The following is an 18,194-nucleotide window of genomic DNA, read 5'->3' on the forward strand; positions in this document are numbered from 1 at the left end:
CGGAAAAAGTGTGCATTTTTTGGGATTTCAAGAGATGGCAAAGAAATTTTCAAATCTTCTCCTGACTCCTGACTCCTGACTCCTGACTCCTATGCCCTCACGGAAAGACTTTCTCAGCAACCCCTAGTTATTAATGCAGGACTGACGCAAACGGCACATGAGTATGGTGTGCAAAACCGCATAAATTATGTAAATACACATATTATTTATATCTGAAGCACTAGAAAACTTGATGAAGTGCGGAATGTGGGTAAAAATTAAGGTGAAAGTTAGATACCATAAAAACACCTAACTAACCGCCTTAACTCTCTTTTGCTAACCCCTACCACCACCAATAAAATATAACAATGCCATTCTCACAGCTACACCGCTAGTCACCTGATCTTGAATTAAACTAAATTCAGGATCATCCATTAAATCTGAACTAATTTCTACACCTCTATTAACTGGACCAGGATGCAAAACTTTCACATTTGATTTACAGGCTTTCAACCGATTTCTAGTAATTCCAAATAATTGATGATATTCCCTTAAACTGGGTAATAAATGGGCTGTCATTCGTTCTTTTTGCAAACGCAATGTCATCACAAAATCAGCATTTTCTAAAGCTGGTTCTAGTTGCCAATGGATAAATAAACGTTCTGCATTTGCTGTACCTTGTAAATATTCAGCAAAGAATTTAGGTAATAATGTGGGAGGTGCTGCTAAATGCACTTCTGCACCACTGGCGGTTAAACTCCAAATATTAGAACGGGCAACGCGAGAATGTAAAATATCGCCAACAATGGCAATTTTTTTACCTGCTAATAATTCGATTCTCGGTTTTTCGGGATTAATTAAACTACAAATTGTAGATAAATCTAATAATGCTTGAGATGGGTGTTCATGTTGTCCATCACCTGCATTTAAGACACTGACTTTTTCACCTAAACGATCCATTTCTTGGGCGATCGCCTGGGGTACTCCTGCTTCTTTATGGCGAATTACCATAATATCTGTACCCATTGCTAAATAGGTTTTAGCGGTATCTAATATTGTTTCTCCTTTAGTCATGGAAGATGTAGCCGCAGCAAAATTCAGGGTATCTGCACTTAACCTTTTAGCAGCTATTTCAAAACTACTCCGGGTGCGGGTAGAAGGTTCAAAAAATAAATTTGTCACTACCTGTCCTTGCAAAGTGGGTACTTTTTTAGTCCTGCGTGATAGAACCTCTCTAAATGAAGCCGCAGTTTGTAAAACCGCATTATATTCATCCGTTGCGAAGTCAGATAAAGAAAGAATGTGATGACGATTCCAAGTAGTTGTAGGCATTTAGATTTTGGATTTTAGATTTTAGATTTTGGATTTGGGATTTTTGAGGTAATTAGCAGTAGTCATGAACAATTACCAATTACCCATTACCAATTACCAATGACCAAACCTTTAAGTTGGTAAATGAAAGACTTTCAAAGCAATAGAAACTATGCTCAGGAAGGTGACAAAACCGATAGTATCCAGCATGGTGGTTACTAATGGACCACTCATTAAAGCTGGATCTAATTTTAGCCTTTGTAATCCCATTGGTAGCAAGGTTCCCAAGCTCACCGCCACCATTGTATTCGTTGCCATGACTGTGCCGGCAACTAAAGCTACCCATCTTTCATTCGGTTTTGCCCAAATAAGAGATAGGGCGATCATTGTTACACCTAATGCAATAGCTGTTCCTAAACCTGCTAAAAGTTCTTTGCGGAGAATTTTACCAGTATCTTCTGCTGTTACTTCTCCTACACCTAAACCGCGAATAGTCACGGTTAAGGCTTGAATACCGACAGTTCCCCCGGTGTTAGAAAATATGGGCATAATTACAGCTAGAACCGGTACAGCCGCAATAACTTGTTGAAAGGGAGCGATCGCACTAGCCGCACCGATGTACAATGCCATGATACCTAATAACCAAGGCAACCGTTTACGAATGGTAACATGAGGAGGAGACAAAGCTTCTTCATCGCCACTCACAGCAGCTAATTTTTGGATATCTTCTGTAGCTTCTTCTTCTAAAATATCAATGACATCATCAATGGTAATAATCCCGACTAATCTCTCTTCCCTATCCACCACAGGCATGGCAATTAAATCATAACGTTGCATAATGCGGGCTGCTTCTTCCTGTAGAGTTTCAGTTTTCACTTTCACAACATGAGAACTAGCAATATCTTTAATTAAGACTTCGGGAAATGTAAATAATAACTGACGCAAAGAAACAACACTAACTAATTTACGGTTATCATCGGTGACGTAAGCATAATAAATTGTTTCTTTATCTTCGTCTTGTAAACGAATTTTGCTTAACGCTTCACCTACAGTTAAACCTTCTCGCAACCGTACATATTCTGTTGTCATTACCCTGCCCGCAGTACCTTCAGGATAACCAAGAATTGTTGCTGTTGCTTGTCTTTGTTCTGGGCTAAGTTGTTGTAATAAACGTTTAACAACTCCTGCGGGTAATTCATCAAATAAATATGCCCTTTCATCAGGACTCATTTCTTCTACAAGATGTACTACTTGGGCATCATGTAAAGAGTTGATCAGTTCTTCTTGTACTTCTGTGGGTAAATATTCAAATACATCAATAGCTTGATTTTTGTTCAGTAAACGAAAAGCGATCGCCCTTTGTTTTTCAGGTAATTCTGAAATATATTCCCCCACATCCACAGGTTGTAGATTATTTAAATCACATTTTAATTGATTTAAGTCAGCAACATCCAATGAATTGCGAACATCTTGTGTCAGCATAATAAATTCCTCCTAATGTCTCCCCCTCGCTGGGAGACTTTCTCGCCAGCTTAGGGGAGGATACTACTGCCATCTGGTGGACTTTTGTCCATAAAATCTTCAGAACTCAATATTGATATTTAATCAAGTCATCATTAAGTTATCATCCTAACCCGGAAAGGGCTGATTTGATAACAACCTGGTAATAATGATTTAAAATGTATCATTTTACACAAATATATATTTTAGATGCCTTGATTTTTTATAGTATAAATGTAGTGATTTTACTACTATATTAATCTGTGTTAAGTCTATTAGGCACTTTACTGGAAATCTTTACACAAACAAAATGTTTATGGTGACAAATCTGATTCTCACTATGATAAAAACTAAAACCTGCTATTGTGAAACCAGATTTTTGGCTTTGCCAATTCTGTAAATGCTCTTTTGGAATATTTAGAAATGAATCTCATCATCAGATGTTTCTCCCGATTGAATTTTCATTAATTTGTCACCAAAATAAACAATAAAATCTTGTAATACTTCTCTTGATTTTATAAACATTTGCCAGGTATACTTAAAGCTAAATTCTTGATTCTCATTAATCACTATGTAACTTTCAGTGTTACTCAAATCATATTCATTAAAGCCCTCAACACATTTTTTAGTTGTTTCCTGTGTTGTATGATCATAATACTCTGGATTCTCTTTGTCATTTAGATAAACATCACCTACAGTTTTACCTTCAACTTCTAATATATTCCAATATTTAGGTTGAAGTGAACTTAAAAACAGATTTTCTTTGCCTGGTATTACTAAGAGTCTTCCAACTATTTCTTGATTCCAATTACCATCACCTATATCTATCCAATATTTCAGATTTAGTAAATGGGATTCTAAAATTTTTTTATTAATAGAAATAATTAAACCTGAATCAGATGAATCTTCAATAAATATTTGATAGCGTTTATCTGTAGTCAGATTTATTTTCGGTTTATAACCTACAACGTTCGATTTTATTTTCATTTGAAATATTTCAGTAAACCCAATCTTATTCAGTGTACTGATAGCTAAAGATATCAAATCTTTTTCAACTTCTGGAAATAATGGAATTGCATCATTATTGCTTATATTTTCTAAATGGTTTTTCTTCTCATCTATAGATATAGAAAAATTATTACTTACCCACTCAGGTTTGTACTGACAAAATAAAGCTATTAACTTATCTCTTTGAGCTTGATCTCCTGGAAATTCACTTTTAATACCAAAATCTTTATATATATTAGAAATTTGCTTGCGTACAGTACCTTCACGGCGTTTCCTTAACTTAGCAATATCAGCATTAGTAAGTCCATTAAGCAATAATTTAAGCACTTCAGCTTCCGCAGGTGCTTTGTTAAACTTTTCTATAATTGCCTGAAACTGCTGCTTGTTCATAAGTTTGATAACAGCATTTATCCCAATCTGCGTATTTTGCGTATTCTGCGTACTGTTATCTAGTTTAAGGGTAAATTGCCTCAAAATGCTTTCTATTTATAGATTTGCTAAAGCTGCCTAGAGTTAGAATTGCGTATTTTGCGTACTTAAAATTTATTTATGGGTGTCCATTGACCTGCGTATATGCGTAATGAGCATGATATAGACAGTAGATTTTGAGTAAAGCCATGAAAGATAATTCTAGATTTGTTCAATTACCAATACCAGGGATGGAAAAATTTATTGCTAAAGATACCAAAAGCACAGAAACCACCCCTACTAACCTAAAACCCATTGAGAATATATCGCCGCTAAATCAAGAAAATCACAACACATTCCACCAATTAGAAATTCCAGGCATGGAAGAATTTTTAACCAAACTAAAAGCACAGTCAAACCCAACAGATTTAAATAAATATAGCAACTCAATCACAACAGATGATCGCATATTTAAAGATTGTGCTGCTTAAAGAAAACGCAACTTCTCAACCCACGCAGGTGGGTTTTTTTGTCTAGATAACTCCAAACACCTCCTGGCTTCTGCCTTCTACCTTGTGTATAATCCCACACAACACCCCACACCCTACACCCCCAGAAATTAACCCTCTGGTAAACTGTCAAATACCTGTTGAACTAACTGCTTAGTCTTATTTTCCAAATGTTGCCAATCCACTTCCCCAAACTCATCTAATAAATTAGTATCAATATCAACATCTGTATTTTCTGGACTGTAATTGACAAAACACACTTGATAACACAGATCCCACAAATCCACATTCACTTGCTGTTCTTGACGTTGCAAGCGCAAATGGTATCCTGGATGGGGCATAGGCAACAAAGCAAGATTGGCCTTAATATCTTCCACCTCTTCCGGTGTGGCAGTTTCCATATCTTGCAACAACTGTGTCACCATAGCCTTGGTTTCATCAGTTGTACCAGGTGGCCAAATCAGTACATCATGGTAAGTTCCTTTCCAAGAGGATGTATCCAGATGCTTACGAATATTATCAACAACGCGAATAAAAGCCGGTTGCATGAGGATTTCAGCTTGCTGCCATGTGGTAGAGTTTGTTATCTTAGGTGGCATTGTTAGTTAAGAAAAATACTAAACAAACAGTAACAATTTGTTGTTTTTATTAAAAAACTGCAATTTTAGTCTAAATCTTTTCTCAAGATAGCGGATCTCAGGACAGAAAATTTGGAGATATTTATTACCGTTTGCAAAATTAGGTGTTAAAACTGGGGAGGGAATGATGATTGGCAAACTACTAGACCATAGATACCAAGTCATACGCATTTTGGCAACAGGAGGATTTGGTCAAACCTATATTGCTGAAGATACTAGGCGGCCTGGTAATCCCATCTGCGTTGTCAAACACCTTAAACCTGCCAGCACAGACCAAAAAATCTTTGAAACTGCTAAACGTCTATTTAACAGCGAAGCAGAAACTTTAGAAAAATTGGGTAATCATGACCAAATACCCAGACTACTCGCTTATTTTGACGAAAATCAAGAATTTTTCTTAGTTCAAGAATATATTGACGGACATACTCTCACAGAAGAACTGATACCCGGCCAACCTTGGAGTCAAAACCAGGTGATGCAGTTGTTGTTGGAAGTGCTGGAAATTTTAGAATTTGTCCATCAACAAGGTGTAATTCATCGTGACATCAAACCAGATAATATCATCCGTCGTGCTGCTGATTATAAATTAGTTTTAGTAGATTTTGGGGCAGTTAAACAATTAAGGTCGCCTTTAGTCTCTATTGGCGCACAACTCACCGCTACAGTTGCTATAGGCACTCCTGGCTATATGCCCACAGAACAAGGACAAGGTAAACCCCGTCCTAATAGTGATATTTATTCTTTGGGAATTATTGCTATTCAAGCTTTAACTGGAGTACCCGCTAACCAATTTCCAGAAGATCCTGATACCGGTGAAATTATTTGGCAGCATTTTAGACCTGTCAATTATCAATTGGCGGAAATTCTCAGTAAAATGGTGCGTTATCACTTCAAGGATCGCTACCAAACTGCAACAGAAGCACTACAAGCTTGTAGAGAGTTTGTGAATATGACTTCTACATCTTCTGTTTATTCCGAAGCTCCCAAACAAGTTAGCTACCATCCCCCCAAACTCGCTTCTACCAGCAAACTATCTCAAATCTTTTCACAGCAAACCGTCGCAGTTGCACCTGGTAATTCTAGTCCTGTTGTTCCTCAACCTGTTATTCAACAACAGGATAACAAACCTGATCCATTACCCTTGATCATTGGTTTATTATTAGCTGGTGGTGCAGCAGCTTTGGTAACAAATTTATATCCAAATGTGAAAAATATCGCTGCTAATTGGACAGGGAAAAGTAGCACTTCAGCTACAAATTGCTTGGCTATAGTCAAGCCTAATTCTAATGTCCGTTCTGAACCTAGTGCGATTAATTCTGATAATATTTTAAAGACTCTTGGTGATGCTAGTGAGTTCGATGTCACTGGTAAAAGAACAAAACGCGGTTGGATAGAATTAAAACTTAAATCTGGTCGTTTGGCTTGGGCGCACTCTGATGTTATTATTAATAATAATGAATGGATTGCTTGTTTGCGGGATCAAGGAATTTCTATTCAAACAGTAGATGATCTGCCTTTAATTGCATCTCGATCTGTTCCCAAACCACAACCAAAACCAATTGTTGTTGCTACTCCCAACCCAGTAAAATCTGAAAAATCTCCAACTAGTGAGGAGCAGAAAAAAATTGTCGAAACGGCTAGACAGAAATTTGAATCAGGAGATTTACCGGGGGCGATCGCTCAACTCAAAACCATTCCTCAAAATGCAGCTTCTGGTATTAAAGAAACTGTGGAAATAATTAATCAATGGCAGCAAGACTGGGCTAAGGCTGAAGCACTAGCTAATGAGATTAATAAAGCTATTGATAATGGTCAATGGGATAAAGTTTTAGCTTATCGAGACCAGCCCGAAAAATTACCAAATATTAAATATTGGCAAAATAAACTAGAACCATTGTTTAAACAAGCCGCAGAAAACGCTGCTAAACAGGTTCTTCCTAACCAAGACCAAAAACCCAATCAAAATCAAGCAAATACTTCCAAAACATCCACCACTAAGGAAAAGGAAGATAGTGCTAATTAACCAGATGGTAATGGAAATGTTCTTTTTCCCATTACCAATTACCAATTACCCATTACCAATTACCCATTAACGTAATTCGTCGTATTCTGCCGTTTCCACTCTTCTGGTTTCTGGGCGGGAAGATGGTAAAAATTCAGCCCGTCTAATTGTAGCTAAAGGAGGTGTGGGTCCGTGATAGGGGTGAATTACTTGGACGGTACGGGTAGGACGTTGCTTAGGAGAGAACAGGGATAGAACTCCAGCGACAACCACACCACCACCAATAGTCAGAGTTGCCCCACCTACAGCCCAAATTATAGGTGAAGACCACCAGGGATTTTGTTCAGCTGGTAGTGCAGCAGCGACTTTTTGCTGATTTTGCTGTTGAGCTAACTGCCACTGATGTTGAGTGAAATTTTGAACCTGACCTTGAAGTTGCTGATTTTGTAATCTTAGTTGTTCATTGTCGGTTTTCAACTTCTCCATCTGCATATTCAGCTTTTCCATTTCCAGACGTTGGTCGGAATTGGGTGCAATGGGTTGGGGGTTAGGATATACTGGTTGCCCATAGTTAGGGGGATATTGCATTGAAGGCTGCATCAATTGGGGCGCTACAACCGCAGATGGCATTTGTGGAGCCACAGCAAAGTTAGGTTGTTGTATAGGGGTATTCGTTCCTTTGAGCAACAGGAGAGCCGCTAAACCAGCTACAGCCACTCCGCCGATAAATGCCATACTTTCACTCATAAAATTTACCCCTCAACTAATACCAAACCATAATTTAATTGTGACTGACACAATATTATACTCTCTCTCACACTCATAAATTTATTGCCTAGTTTTAATTCACATAGGACTCAACCTATAAGCAAATATATCAGGTAGTTTTTTTTCAGCCTGGTATGTATTGTTAATATTCAAGACTATATCAGTCAAATTGTCCACCAGGGAATGATAAAAAAACTACGCTGTTATCTTTTTTAATCTACTTTTCCCAAATCATCAAGAGGGAGTTGTGATTGTTTGCTTGAGAGTTTGGCAAAATTGAGCGATCGCCGAGAGTCCTTGTTCTGGTGTTCCTTCTGCTAAACGCTTCACCACCGCACTACCAACAATGGCTGCATCCGCTCCCCATTCTCGCACTTGCCGCGCTTGTTCAGGATCGGAAATTCCAAAACCAACTCCAATGGGTTTATCTGTAAAACTGCGAATTTGTGTGAGTAAGTCAGAAACACGACTTTCCATTTGTGATCGCATTCCCGTTACCCCGGTAACACTTACCAAATAGATAAAACCTTGGGATGCTTTGGCGATCGCTTCAATTCTCTCAGCAGAACTGGTAGGAGCTACCAACAGTGTTAAATCAAGATCCATCTCACTCGCTGGTTTCAGTAGCCCTGCTGCCTCTTCTAAAGGCAAATCAGGAACTACCAAACCTGCCACACCAGCAGCCTTAATTTGCCCCAGAAACTTATCAATTCCTCGGTGTAAAATTGGATTGTAATAAGTGAATAAAATAATTGGCGCTTGCAAACTGGGAGTAGTAGCTTGTAACATTTCCAGTACCTGATCCAAAGTAGTACCCTTTTGTAAAGCGCGGGTAGCAGCAGCTTGAATCACCGGACCATCTGCCAGTGGATCAGAATAGGGAACACCCAGTTCAATAATATCCGCACCAGAACGATCTAAAACTTTTAAAGCCTGAGCAGTAGTTTCTAAATCAGGATCACCAGCAGTAATAAACGGAATCAGAGCGCACTCGTGATTCCGTCTTAAAGTTTCAAAACAACGAGAAATTGCAGTCATTTGTTAGTGGTCAGTGGTCAGTGGTCAGTTATCAGGTAGTTGGTAATTGGTAATTGGTAATTGGTAATTGGTAATTGGTAATTGGTAATTGGTAATTGGTAATTGGGTTATTCATCTTACCCAGTCCCCAGTCCCCAATCCCCAGTCACCAGTCCCCAGTCACCAATCACCAGTCCCCAGTCACTAATCACCTGATTCAATTTCAGCTTGTAATTTCGCCAATTCTTCGGGAGAGAGTTCATCTAGTCGCTTTTCTAAGAACGCTTTTTCATACTCTTCCCGTTGTTGATGGTAGGTCATTTTTTTACTCCCTGCACGGAAAAGATATGTGGCTAACCAACCTATCAAACCCACAACCAGTAAAGCTTGACTCCAAATTCCAGCGTCTTGGACATCGAAACCGACTAACTGTAATCCTACATAAGCCAGTCCACCAGCCAAAAAAACGCCCAAAGTAATACCGATTGCATCAATACGTCGCATGAGAGTTATGACCTACCAATATACTAAGTGAACAAATTAAACAATTTGTCTGCGCCGGGGTCGAACATTGGCAATTGGGGAGAGCAGCAACAGACCCGGAAAGAAGAAAAACACCAAAAAGTACATGAATCCACGTTCTACAGAACTGGCAGAATACCAACGCAGCTTGAGATAAAACATCACAATCATTGGTACTACCAGAAGATAAGCTCCCGCTAAAGCTAAATACAGTAGTGCTACAACCATAATTCTTTGTTTAGATTTGAGAATACCATTTGGTGCATCTACTACCCATGATATGCCCAACCTGTCAACTAAGGGAAGTATTGGTGATTGGGGACTGGTGATTGGTGACTGGTGACTGGGTTATTAACTTCCCATTCTTCCCCTACCTGCCCTATGTCCCTATCTCCCCTGAACCTGCCTATTTTCAAGGGTTGTAGCTGACAATGAAAAAAAAATTGCCAAATACTTGGCAAAATTATAAAAACCAGGTAAAATTGTGTTATAATAAAAATCGGCTGTTAAATGCGAGTGCATCAAACACCGTAGCTTGTGAAAAATCCAACTTAAAAAAAAGTTAAAAAAATTTTTTCAAACTACTTGCACAAAAAACGCAGTTAATGGTAGGATTACCAAGGGTGTTTTGAAATACAAAAACAAAAAACCCTGAACAAAAAACCTTTGGGAGTGTGGCGGAATGGTAGACGCTACGGACTTAGAAAACTGAGCCTTGATAGAGAAATCTTTCAAGTGGAAGCTCTCAAATTCAGGGAAACCTAAATCTGTAATCTACGTGAACAGATATGGCAATCCTGAGCCAAGCCCAGAAGCTTTAGATTTGAAAATTGATTTTGGAGTTAAAACCAAAAATCAAGATTTCAAAATTAAAATTCCGGGAAGGTGCAGAGACTCGACGGGAGCTACCCTAACGTAAAGCCGAGGGTAAAGGGAGAGTCCAATTCTCAAAACCTATAGGGTAGTAGTGAAAGCTGCAAGAGAATGAAAATCCGTTGACCTTAAACGGTCGTGGGGGTTCAAGTCCCCCCACTCCCACTTTTTATAAATAAAACTAATTATAGTCAGTGTGATATTTTCAGTTACACTGGCTCTTTTAATTTTATTAATTCCTCCTATCAATTACTTGCCTTTCATTATTACAGATAGGTAAAACTGATTATAAAACATTATCAATTTTAAAATTTATATGATTCAAAATTTCTGCTTTATTATTTCTTAACAATTAATTGAGAATTATTTTTATTTATTCACGGTATTGCAATATTTTCAGCCTTCTGGTATGATTTAGAAGAATTTGTAAATTGCCTAAATAGTAAGTATTTTCAAGATTAATTTTGCAGCAGCAGCTAGAAATCATTGCTATATAAGACTTTGCGAAAAATAAAAAAATCAAATATACAAAACTTAACCAATTAACCAAGGTTCAGAAAAACTAATTTTCCCAGAAATTCGATGCTGTTATTTGAGGGTTCTAGCTCCTGGTATTGACAAATAAGACAAATCATGATATGAAATGCTTTTGTTTTACTTACCATTCCCTGCTTCAAGGGTTAAACCGCGATAGACTTGTTCAATGGGGAATTTGAGGTTAATACTTTTGAGTTCAATAGTGTCACCTGGTTTGTAGTTGATAATCAACCAGTCTCCTACGTCGTTTTTATGATATAAGTCAATTTCCATGCTAGTAGAACTGACTAGGAGATAATCTATTAAGGCTGGATTTTTTTGATACATTCTAAATTTACTACCACGATCATAAGCTTCGGTGCTGCTTGATAAAACTTCAACAATTAAGCAGGCGTAGGTGATGTATTGAGTATTAGTTTTGTCGCGATCGTCGCAGGTGACGCTCGCATCTGGATAAGTGTAGTTATTAGTACCGAAAATATTAACTTTGATATCAGAATTTCCAGTGATACAGCCTGTATTTTCTAGGTGGCTGTCAAACATGGCGGTGAAGCGGATGGCGATACGACCATGATTGACACTACCACCACTCATGGCGTAAACCTGCCCGTTGATATATTCGTGTTTTTCTAGTTGGGTGAGTTCCCAGGTCAGGTACTCTTCTGGGGTGAGGTGGGGGGTTTTGTCTTTAGCGGCGATCATTTTTTTGGTAATTGGTAATTGGTAATGGGTAATTGGTAATGGCTAATGGGTAATACTTTTATTATAAGTAGTCGTGCAAAATAAATTTGATAGTTAGGAGAGGGAACAGGGAACAGCGAACAGCGAACAGCGAAGGAATACAGACCTTTTTGTTTTCAATCAATATGTACAATTAATTTTGCTTGGGTACTTATTTTCTGTTGTTTTGTTTCCCAATCACCAATCACCAATCACCAGTCACCTAACTGGAAAAACGTTCATCCAGGGAAGCTAAAGCAGCACCAGCGGTTTCAGCCAAAATGCTAATGAGACGATAGAGAGCGATCGCACTGATTACCAAAGCAGCGGGAAAACGATGTTGTAAAAGAGCGATCGCTGTAGCTTCAAACACCCCCAAACCACCAGGCGCACCGGGAACAACCAAACCCAAAACCCAAGCAAAACTAAAAGCCCCGAATAATAAAGGAATTTGGCTTAATTTTACAGAAAATAAAGCATACATAGTTAAAACAAACCCAGTTCCCCGTAATCCTAAAAAAATCAATTCACCCAACAAAGGAAGCAGAGGATAGCATTCCAGACCTAAACCATTAATAGACTGGTTTTCTGATGTAGAATTTTGATTTTTTTGATTTTTTAACCGATATAAAAAGCGAATTATGGGATTTAAAACCAAAGGATGAACAGCACCCAGCAGCACAACTAAACTGAGAAATTGCAAAATTTGTACCCAAATATTAGTGTTATTAACTGCCAATTGACTACCAAACAAAACAACAGTCATTAAAGCCGCAGTAGCCATGAGTAAAGGTTCTAATAAAACGCTTAAAGTTGCAGTAACAGTAGAAATATTAGCATTTTTAGCTGCCAAGATACGCCCGTAATAATGCCAAACATTGCCAGGTAAATACTTAGCAATATTCGTTTTTAAATAAACTTGAATAAATTCAAAAGTTGAAACAGATTGATTAAACTCTTTTAATATCCAAGTCCAGATCCAACCAGCCCAAGTATGTGCCAGTAAAGTTACACCAGTAGCAATTGTTAAAATTGCCCATCCGGCCGCATCTATACGGATAGAACTCACTTCTAGCCAATTATCCTTTAAAGCTTTCCCTAAAAAAAATAGCGTTCCCCCGAAAATGAACCAGCGTAAAGCGTTTTTCACAACTTTTTCCATTATTTGTAGAATTTAAGCATTAAATGGAGCAAGATCATTATATTAAATAATATCTCTCTATAGTTAGATAAAATCAAAAATTAATCACCACTAAAATGTCACCTAAGCTAGAGGTAGAGTTGATTTAAAAATCCTTAGAATAATATCAGGTTTTCCATGTAAATAAATCAAACCTAAATAAATCAAACTCAAACTATGTAAGTATTCAGCAATCAGCAATCAGCAATCAGTAATCAGTAATAGTCAGTAGAAAAAGCTTCAGGATTTTTAAAATAAAAAGCAGATAAAGCAAGCAATAGACCTGAATTACAGAAAAATCCCGCAGTAAGTAAATAGACTTTTGTGATTCAGATTTTATGCTTTTATGCAGTCGAAAAAATACAAGGAGGATAAGATGAAAAGGCTAACTAATTGGTTACAAAATCTGCGACCATTGAAAATTTTAAGCATATTTTTGGCGTTAACATTCCTATGTTTAGCACAAGCTTGTAATCGTCCTAATATAGCGGGACAACCACCACAACCAGCGGCACAACCACCAAATGCAAAAAGATATGATCCGACAAAAGATTATCCTATTTCCAAATATCAAGGAGGAATGAACAACTTTAGTGATGTAGATCCCAGAGCAAGAGAAGCTGAAAAAGCAGCCAGATATAGAGCAGATCAACTCATAGAAAATGCTCAGAGAAATATTGAACGCAAGGGAATTGATAGCACTGATCAATATATTCGTAATTATCGAGAAGGAACACCTTTTGGTGAACGGGTGAAAAACTTAGGTGAAGATGTGGGAAGTTCAGCGGAAGAATTGCGAGAAGGAGTAACCAAGGGTACTCAAAGAGGAATGGAAAATCTTCAGGAAAATGTGGAAAGGGGAGTCAAAGACTTAACTAAAAATGTACAACGTGGAACTGAAGACATCGGTAGAAATATTCAACGTCGAGCAGAAGATACAGGAGAAGCAATAAACAGGACTTTACAAGAAGCGCATTGATATTAAGAAGAATACAGGAGTCAGGAGTTACAGAAGAATAATTAGATATTGTACCTATAGCCTTACACAGAGTAGTTAAGACATCAATGGATCATCAAAGTCTTACTACAATAGGGTTTTACTCTTGACTCCTGACTTCTGACATTTTTGATTTTGTGTGATGTTGTTAATTGTGACTATACCAATTATGTAAAGCCAAACGTTGAATTTCCCGCCAAGGAATATTATGTTTTCGTGCTAAGTCTGCACAATCTTCATATTCTGGCTGCACATTGGTAATGACTTTTGCTGTTGCTTCTCCTTTCCAGGCAACTTTGACAGCGACTTTACCATAAGGGGTTTCTACTTGTTGTATTTCTCGTTGTAAAATACGGCGTTGTTGAGTTGTGCGACGAATCCCTAAAGTTGTAGTTTCACGAAATAAAATTTCTTCACAAATGGCTAAATTTTCTGGATGACAAATCACGGTTAATAAAAGTCCTGGACGTGATTTTTTCATCCCTATACTTTGAGTAAAGACATCCACCGCACCAGCCGCAAATAAAGCATCAAAAATATAACCGATCGCTTGGGGATTTAAATCATCAATTTGGGTTTCTAAAACTGAAATAGGTTCTAAATGTGATTCTGAATGATGCTCTGCATGATGCTCTGCATGATGTTCTGAATGGTGATGAGTATTAGCAACATCTGTAACAGTGGTTTGAAGATTTGAACTTTCACCAATCCACAGCCGTAGTATATTAGGGATGGGTAAATCAAGAGAACCTGCACCCAATCCTACTTGTTTGAGGATCATTGGTGGTGGTGAACCAAAACTTCTAGCTAAAGTAGTGGCGATCGCTGCCCCTGTGGGTGTCACCAGTTCTTTATCAATGCCGTTGCTATAAACTGGACAACTCCGCATTTCCCACAACTTCAAAACTGCGGGTACTGGTACTGGCATTTGTCCATGTGCCGCACGAACAGTTCCCCCACCAGTGGGAAACGGTGAACAGTATATTAAAGGTAATCCTTCTTTATTTGTATTGATACCTAGCCAATCTAAACCCACGCAAGTCCCCACAATGTCCACAATCGCGTCTACAGCACCAACTTCATGGAAATGAACTTTTTCCGGTTCAATGCCATGAACTGCCCCTTCTGCCACTGCTAACTGGCGGAAAACGGCTAAACTCCAAGCTGTTGCCCGTGATGGTAGATTGGCTTTGACAATCATCTCTTCTATTTCTGGCAGGTGACGGCCATGATGATGAGAGTGTTCATGATGATGGTGATGGTGATGGTGATGTACTAGGTCTACATGAACCTTAGTTGCTTGTTGTGTTTGTCTGTGGACAAGTTCTGACCGTAACTGGTATTCCTGCTCAATTCCTAAACCATTGAGTTTTTCTATCAGATACTCTACGGGAACACCCAGACTTACCAAAGCACCCAGACACATATCACCAGATATTCCAGTGGGACATTGAAAATAAACAATTTTAAGCATAAATTAGTCATTAGTCATTAATCATTAGTCATTAGTCATTAGTCATTAGTCATTAGTCATTAGTCATTAGTTAATTCTACCCAATCACCAGTCACCAGTCACCAGTCACCAGTCCCTAATCCCCAGTCATGGCCAAGATTTTTGAAATTCATCCTGATAACCCTCAAAACCGCCGTATAGAGGATATAAAGTTGGCGCTTTCTAGTGGCGCTATCATGCTCTACCCTACTGATACAGTCTATGCCATTGGTTGTGATTTGAATGCTAAGTCGGCGGTGGAAAGAGTGAGACAAATTAAGCAGTTAGCCAATGATAAACCACTGACTTTTTTATGTCCTTCACTTTCTAATGTGTCTACTTATGCCTTCGTAAGTGATACAGCCTATCGGATTATGAAGCGTCTGATACCAGGTCCTTACACTTTTTTGCTACCTGCTACCAAGTTAGTACCGCGACTGGTGCAAAGTCCTAAGCGAAAAACAACAGGAATCCGCGTGCCAGATCATAGGGTATGTTTGGCATTGCTGGAAGCGTTAGGAAATCCGATTATTTCCACTTCGGCACATTTACCACACAATGACACAGATGATGAAATATTAGGAGTAGATTCTGAATCTATTCTGTCAAGGGTAGAGCTATTTGACCGTTTAGATAACTTGGTGGACATCATTATTGATACAGGTGAAGAACCTACGAATCAAGTGTCTACCATTTTAGACTTGACGGATGAAGAACCAATAATTACACGGAGGGGGTTAGGTTGGGAAGCCGCAGCAGTTTGGGTATAATAATTCAGCTTTACAGATTCAACCCTCTGTTTCGTAATTTGTGATAAATATACTCCAATTTTGAAATTGTCATACCAAAAAACGCTGGGATCAGGGAAAATGAGATGGTGGCAAATCTTAGCATTGCTAGGGTTTGAATCATTTTTAGCGTCTTCTCCATACCGATATCTCACCTTTAATCTGGTTGCTGATCAAAAAAGCGACACACTTGACAGGCCCCTTAACTTCTGAAATTTCCTACAGTCTTATATGTCAACAGTGTTTGCGGGGAGTCTTGATAGATGTATGTCACCAAGATTCTCTGATGATGACTGGACTTAAGAACTGTGTCTGCGTTTTAGTTAAGGTGCAATACCAACTCCAGGAAAAGTCATGAAAGCTAACCTCGTCAATCTGCCAAATTCTACACCTGCTTTTGATAGTGATGTTTCAAATGAAGATTTATCAGTTACTAATTCTGAGACTTTAGTACAGCTTCTTTGTCAGGAAATGCAGTCTCAAGTCAAGGCTTCATCTGGATGTGTCCAAGCTGTAGCCAAACGCATCACTAAAGAAGTAGAACGGATATGTGATAAAAGTTCCCGCATTCAAACTTCTGGGCAAGTTAGGTCTTGGCAGATTACTTTAGCAAGACATCGTTTACAAAAGTGCCTGCGTTACTATCAGTTGGGTTCACGACAAGGAAGGGTAGAGTTACATAGTAGTTTAGGTGCTATTGTTTATCGCCACGTTACTCTTGCTGGCTCAGAATTGGGTTTTGAAGCTCGTTATAATCTGATTGAGGATTTTCTCCAAGCTTTTTATATCGAAGCGATTAAAGCTTTTCGTCGGGAAAATGAATTAGCTGAAGATTATACTCCCCGGACTCAGTTACAATTAGCTGAGTATATGGCGTTTACGGAGCAGTATGCCAAACGTCGAATTAATTTACCTGGTGGTGCGAATCAACAGTTGATCGTGTTACGCGCTCAAGGTTTTGCTCGTCGTCAACCCCAGGAAACGACTGTTGATATTGAAATGGCGGTTGATTCTGCTAAAACTGAAGAAGCGGAATCTTATCAACGTAATTTAGCAGTGCAGCAGATTAGATCCCAGATGGTTGCTAAACCTAGTTTTGATCCTTCTGAGGAGTCAGAACGCGATCGCGTAATTACTGAGTTGATGAAATATCTGGAGTCTCAAGGTCAATCTGACTGTATGAATTATTTGTCTTTGAAACTTCAAGATTTGTCTGCACCAGAAATTGACCAAATTTTAGGTTTAACCAGTCGTCAGCGTGATTATTTGCAACAAAGATTTAAATATCATGTTGAGAAGTTTGCTAAACAGCATCATTGGCAATTAGTACATCAATGGTTGGGTGCTGGTTTAGAACATAAGTTGGGTTTGTCTTCTCAACAATGGGAAGTGTTCTGGAATCAATTGACTGAACAACAACAGCAAATTTTTAACTTAAAAACTGCGAAGGAAAGTGATCAGGCGATCGCTAAGGCTGTACAATGCACTCCCAAACAGCTACAAAAACGCTGGACTCAAATGTTAGAATTAGCTTGGGCTATCCGCAACGGTAATGTTGAAGTTAAGGCCTGATCATTCTCTGGTGAAATTGTTACATTTATCTGCATACCTAGCCACCTTATACACCTGTTTCTACAAAATAACATTCTCCTCTATTTCTCCCCCATCACGGGAGAATTAGAGAAGTAGTTATCACCATTAAAAATTAATAAAAATCAAAAAAAATTAAGATCCCCGACTTCTTTTATAAGAACAAAGGCTGAAAACCCTTGAGGTTAAGTTTTTACGCCACGCTCCAAAACTTAACCGTCCTTTAGGCAAGGGTTAGTAGCTAGTTACTGTTTTCTTAACCAATACTAACAAATACTCACATTTACTGAAAATTTCCTGTCATCTTTTGCTTTGTGACAGAATTACAGTAAAATCACTGTATGCTACTAGGATT

Annotated in this window: 16 protein-coding genes; 5 read left to right on the forward strand and 11 right to left on the reverse strand. The window is 38.3% G+C overall.

All coding sequences use genetic code 11. From position 1 onward, the window contains the following. Positions 1-315: 315 nt before the first annotated feature. The 3 genes from FFR48_RS15560 to FFR48_RS15570 form a co-directional block, all read right to left on the reverse strand. Positions 316-1,311, reverse strand: a complete 996-nt coding sequence (locus tag FFR48_RS15560; protein ID WP_137667984.1) for an aspartate carbamoyltransferase catalytic subunit — start codon at positions 1,309-1,311, stop codon at positions 316-318. Between the two features lie 111 nt (positions 1,312-1,422). Continuing rightward, a complete protein-coding gene (gene mgtE / locus FFR48_RS15565) occupies positions 1,423-2,772 on the reverse strand; it encodes a magnesium transporter (RefSeq protein WP_137667985.1) in 1,350 nt (449 codons plus the stop codon). A 435-nt stretch (positions 2,773-3,207) separates the two neighbouring features. Next, the gene (locus FFR48_RS15570) at positions 3,208-4,188 is read right to left on the reverse strand and encodes a helix-turn-helix transcriptional regulator (protein WP_137667986.1); all 981 of its coding nucleotides are present in this window, start codon (positions 4,186-4,188) and stop codon (positions 3,208-3,210) included. 227 nt (positions 4,189-4,415) lie between these two features. Here FFR48_RS15570 and FFR48_RS15575 point away from each other — a divergent pair, with 227 nt between their 5' ends. Further along, positions 4,416-4,697, forward strand: coding sequence for a hypothetical protein (locus tag FFR48_RS15575; protein ID WP_137667987.1), 282 nt, complete (start codon positions 4,416-4,418; stop codon positions 4,695-4,697). 128 nt (positions 4,698-4,825) lie between these two features. Here the strand turns inward: FFR48_RS15575 and FFR48_RS15580 are convergent, their stop codons facing one another. Further along, a complete protein-coding gene (locus tag FFR48_RS15580; RefSeq protein ID WP_096570028.1) occupies positions 4,826-5,314 on the reverse strand; it encodes a hypothetical protein in 489 nt (162 codons plus the stop codon). 166 nt (positions 5,315-5,480) lie between these two features. On the opposite strand from FFR48_RS15580, the gene FFR48_RS15585 reads away from it, so the two are divergent. After that, positions 5,481-7,376 carry a serine/threonine protein kinase gene (locus FFR48_RS15585; RefSeq protein ID WP_137667994.1) on the forward strand — a complete coding sequence of 632 codons (1,896 nt, stop codon included), beginning with the start codon at positions 5,481-5,483 and terminating at the stop codon, positions 7,374-7,376. Positions 7,377-7,442: 66 nt separating this feature from the next. On the opposite strand, the gene FFR48_RS15590 is transcribed toward FFR48_RS15585, so the two are convergent. From FFR48_RS15590 to FFR48_RS15615, 6 genes are all read right to left on the reverse strand, one after another. Beyond that, complete coding sequence (locus FFR48_RS15590) at positions 7,443-8,102, reverse strand: heterocyst differentiation related protein (RefSeq protein ID WP_096570032.1); 660 nt, start codon at positions 8,100-8,102, stop codon at positions 7,443-7,445. 255 nt (positions 8,103-8,357) lie between these two features. Beyond that, positions 8,358-9,161 (reverse strand): tryptophan synthase subunit alpha, encoded by an 804-nt coding sequence (trpA, locus tag FFR48_RS15595; RefSeq protein WP_137667988.1) that lies wholly within the window; start codon positions 9,159-9,161, stop codon positions 8,358-8,360. A gap of 183 nt (positions 9,162-9,344) precedes the next feature. Continuing rightward, positions 9,345-9,644, reverse strand: coding sequence for a DUF3007 family protein (locus FFR48_RS15600; protein WP_096570035.1), 300 nt, complete (start codon positions 9,642-9,644; stop codon positions 9,345-9,347). Between the two features lie 36 nt (positions 9,645-9,680). Then, a complete protein-coding gene (gene ndhL / locus FFR48_RS15605) occupies positions 9,681-9,893 on the reverse strand; it encodes an NAD(P)H-quinone oxidoreductase subunit L (RefSeq protein WP_371851453.1) in 213 nt (70 codons plus the stop codon). 1,296 nt (positions 9,894-11,189) lie between these two features. Continuing rightward, positions 11,190-11,774 (reverse strand): Uma2 family endonuclease, encoded by a 585-nt coding sequence (locus FFR48_RS15610; RefSeq protein WP_137667989.1) that lies wholly within the window; start codon positions 11,772-11,774, stop codon positions 11,190-11,192. Between the two features lie 241 nt (positions 11,775-12,015). After that, complete coding sequence (locus FFR48_RS15615) at positions 12,016-12,942, reverse strand: lysylphosphatidylglycerol synthase domain-containing protein (RefSeq protein WP_236104080.1); 927 nt, start codon at positions 12,940-12,942, stop codon at positions 12,016-12,018. Positions 12,943-13,348: 406 nt separating this feature from the next. Between FFR48_RS15615 and FFR48_RS15620 the strand changes: the two genes are divergently transcribed. Continuing rightward, the gene (locus FFR48_RS15620; protein ID WP_137667991.1) at positions 13,349-13,951 is read left to right on the forward strand and encodes a ring-infected erythrocyte surface antigen domain-containing protein; all 603 of its coding nucleotides are present in this window, start codon (positions 13,349-13,351) and stop codon (positions 13,949-13,951) included. 166 nt (positions 13,952-14,117) lie between these two features. On the opposite strand, the gene larC is transcribed toward FFR48_RS15620, so the two are convergent. Next, complete coding sequence (gene larC / locus FFR48_RS15625; RefSeq protein WP_137667992.1) at positions 14,118-15,443, reverse strand: nickel pincer cofactor biosynthesis protein LarC; 1,326 nt, start codon at positions 15,441-15,443, stop codon at positions 14,118-14,120. Between the two features lie 128 nt (positions 15,444-15,571). Between larC and FFR48_RS15630 the strand changes: the two genes are divergently transcribed. Then, entirely contained in the window at positions 15,572-16,231 is a 660-nt protein-coding gene (locus FFR48_RS15630) for an L-threonylcarbamoyladenylate synthase (RefSeq protein ID WP_096570043.1), read from the forward strand. Between the two features lie 372 nt (positions 16,232-16,603). Next, positions 16,604-17,821, forward strand: coding sequence for a HetZ-related protein (locus tag FFR48_RS15635; RefSeq protein WP_137667993.1), 1,218 nt, complete (start codon positions 16,604-16,606; stop codon positions 17,819-17,821). Positions 17,822-18,194: the final 373 nt, after the last annotated feature.

The organism is Sphaerospermopsis reniformis, assembly GCF_005402885.1.
Lineage (GTDB): Bacteria > Cyanobacteriota > Cyanobacteriia > Cyanobacteriales > Nostocaceae > Sphaerospermopsis > Sphaerospermopsis kisseleviana.

Bases quoted from the DNA above. Each gene is read 5' to 3' on its own strand.
- mgtE (WP_137667985.1), bottom strand. From the start codon at position 2,772: ATGCTGACACAAGATGTTCGCAATTCATTGGATGTTGCTGACTTAAAT.
- FFR48_RS15580 (WP_096570028.1), bottom strand. From the start codon at position 5,314: ATGCCACCTAAGATAACAAACTCTACCACATGGCAGCAAGCTGAAATC.
- FFR48_RS15635 (WP_137667993.1), top strand. From the start codon at position 16,604: ATGAAAGCTAACCTCGTCAATCTGCCAAATTCTACACCTGCTTTTGAT.
- FFR48_RS15610 (WP_137667989.1), bottom strand. From the start codon at position 11,774: ATGATCGCCGCTAAAGACAAAACCCCCCACCTCACCCCAGAAGAGTAC.
- FFR48_RS15575 (WP_137667987.1), top strand. From the start codon at position 4,416: ATGAAAGATAATTCTAGATTTGTTCAATTACCAATACCAGGGATGGAA.
- FFR48_RS15570 (WP_137667986.1), bottom strand. From the start codon at position 4,188: ATGAACAAGCAGCAGTTTCAGGCAATTATAGAAAAGTTTAACAAAGCA.
- FFR48_RS15630 (WP_096570043.1), top strand. From the start codon at position 15,572: ATGGCCAAGATTTTTGAAATTCATCCTGATAACCCTCAAAACCGCCGT.
- FFR48_RS15620 (WP_137667991.1), top strand. From the start codon at position 13,349: ATGAAAAGGCTAACTAATTGGTTACAAAATCTGCGACCATTGAAAATT.
- FFR48_RS15560 (WP_137667984.1), bottom strand. From the start codon at position 1,311: ATGCCTACAACTACTTGGAATCGTCATCACATTCTTTCTTTATCTGAC.
- trpA (WP_137667988.1), bottom strand. From the start codon at position 9,161: ATGACTGCAATTTCTCGTTGTTTTGAAACTTTAAGACGGAATCACGAG.
- FFR48_RS15600 (WP_096570035.1), bottom strand. From the start codon at position 9,644: ATGCGACGTATTGATGCAATCGGTATTACTTTGGGCGTTTTTTTGGCT.
- FFR48_RS15585 (WP_137667994.1), top strand. From the start codon at position 5,481: ATGATTGGCAAACTACTAGACCATAGATACCAAGTCATACGCATTTTG.
- FFR48_RS15590 (WP_096570032.1), bottom strand. From the start codon at position 8,102: ATGAGTGAAAGTATGGCATTTATCGGCGGAGTGGCTGTAGCTGGTTTA.
- larC (WP_137667992.1), bottom strand. From the start codon at position 15,443: ATGCTTAAAATTGTTTATTTTCAATGTCCCACTGGAATATCTGGTGAT.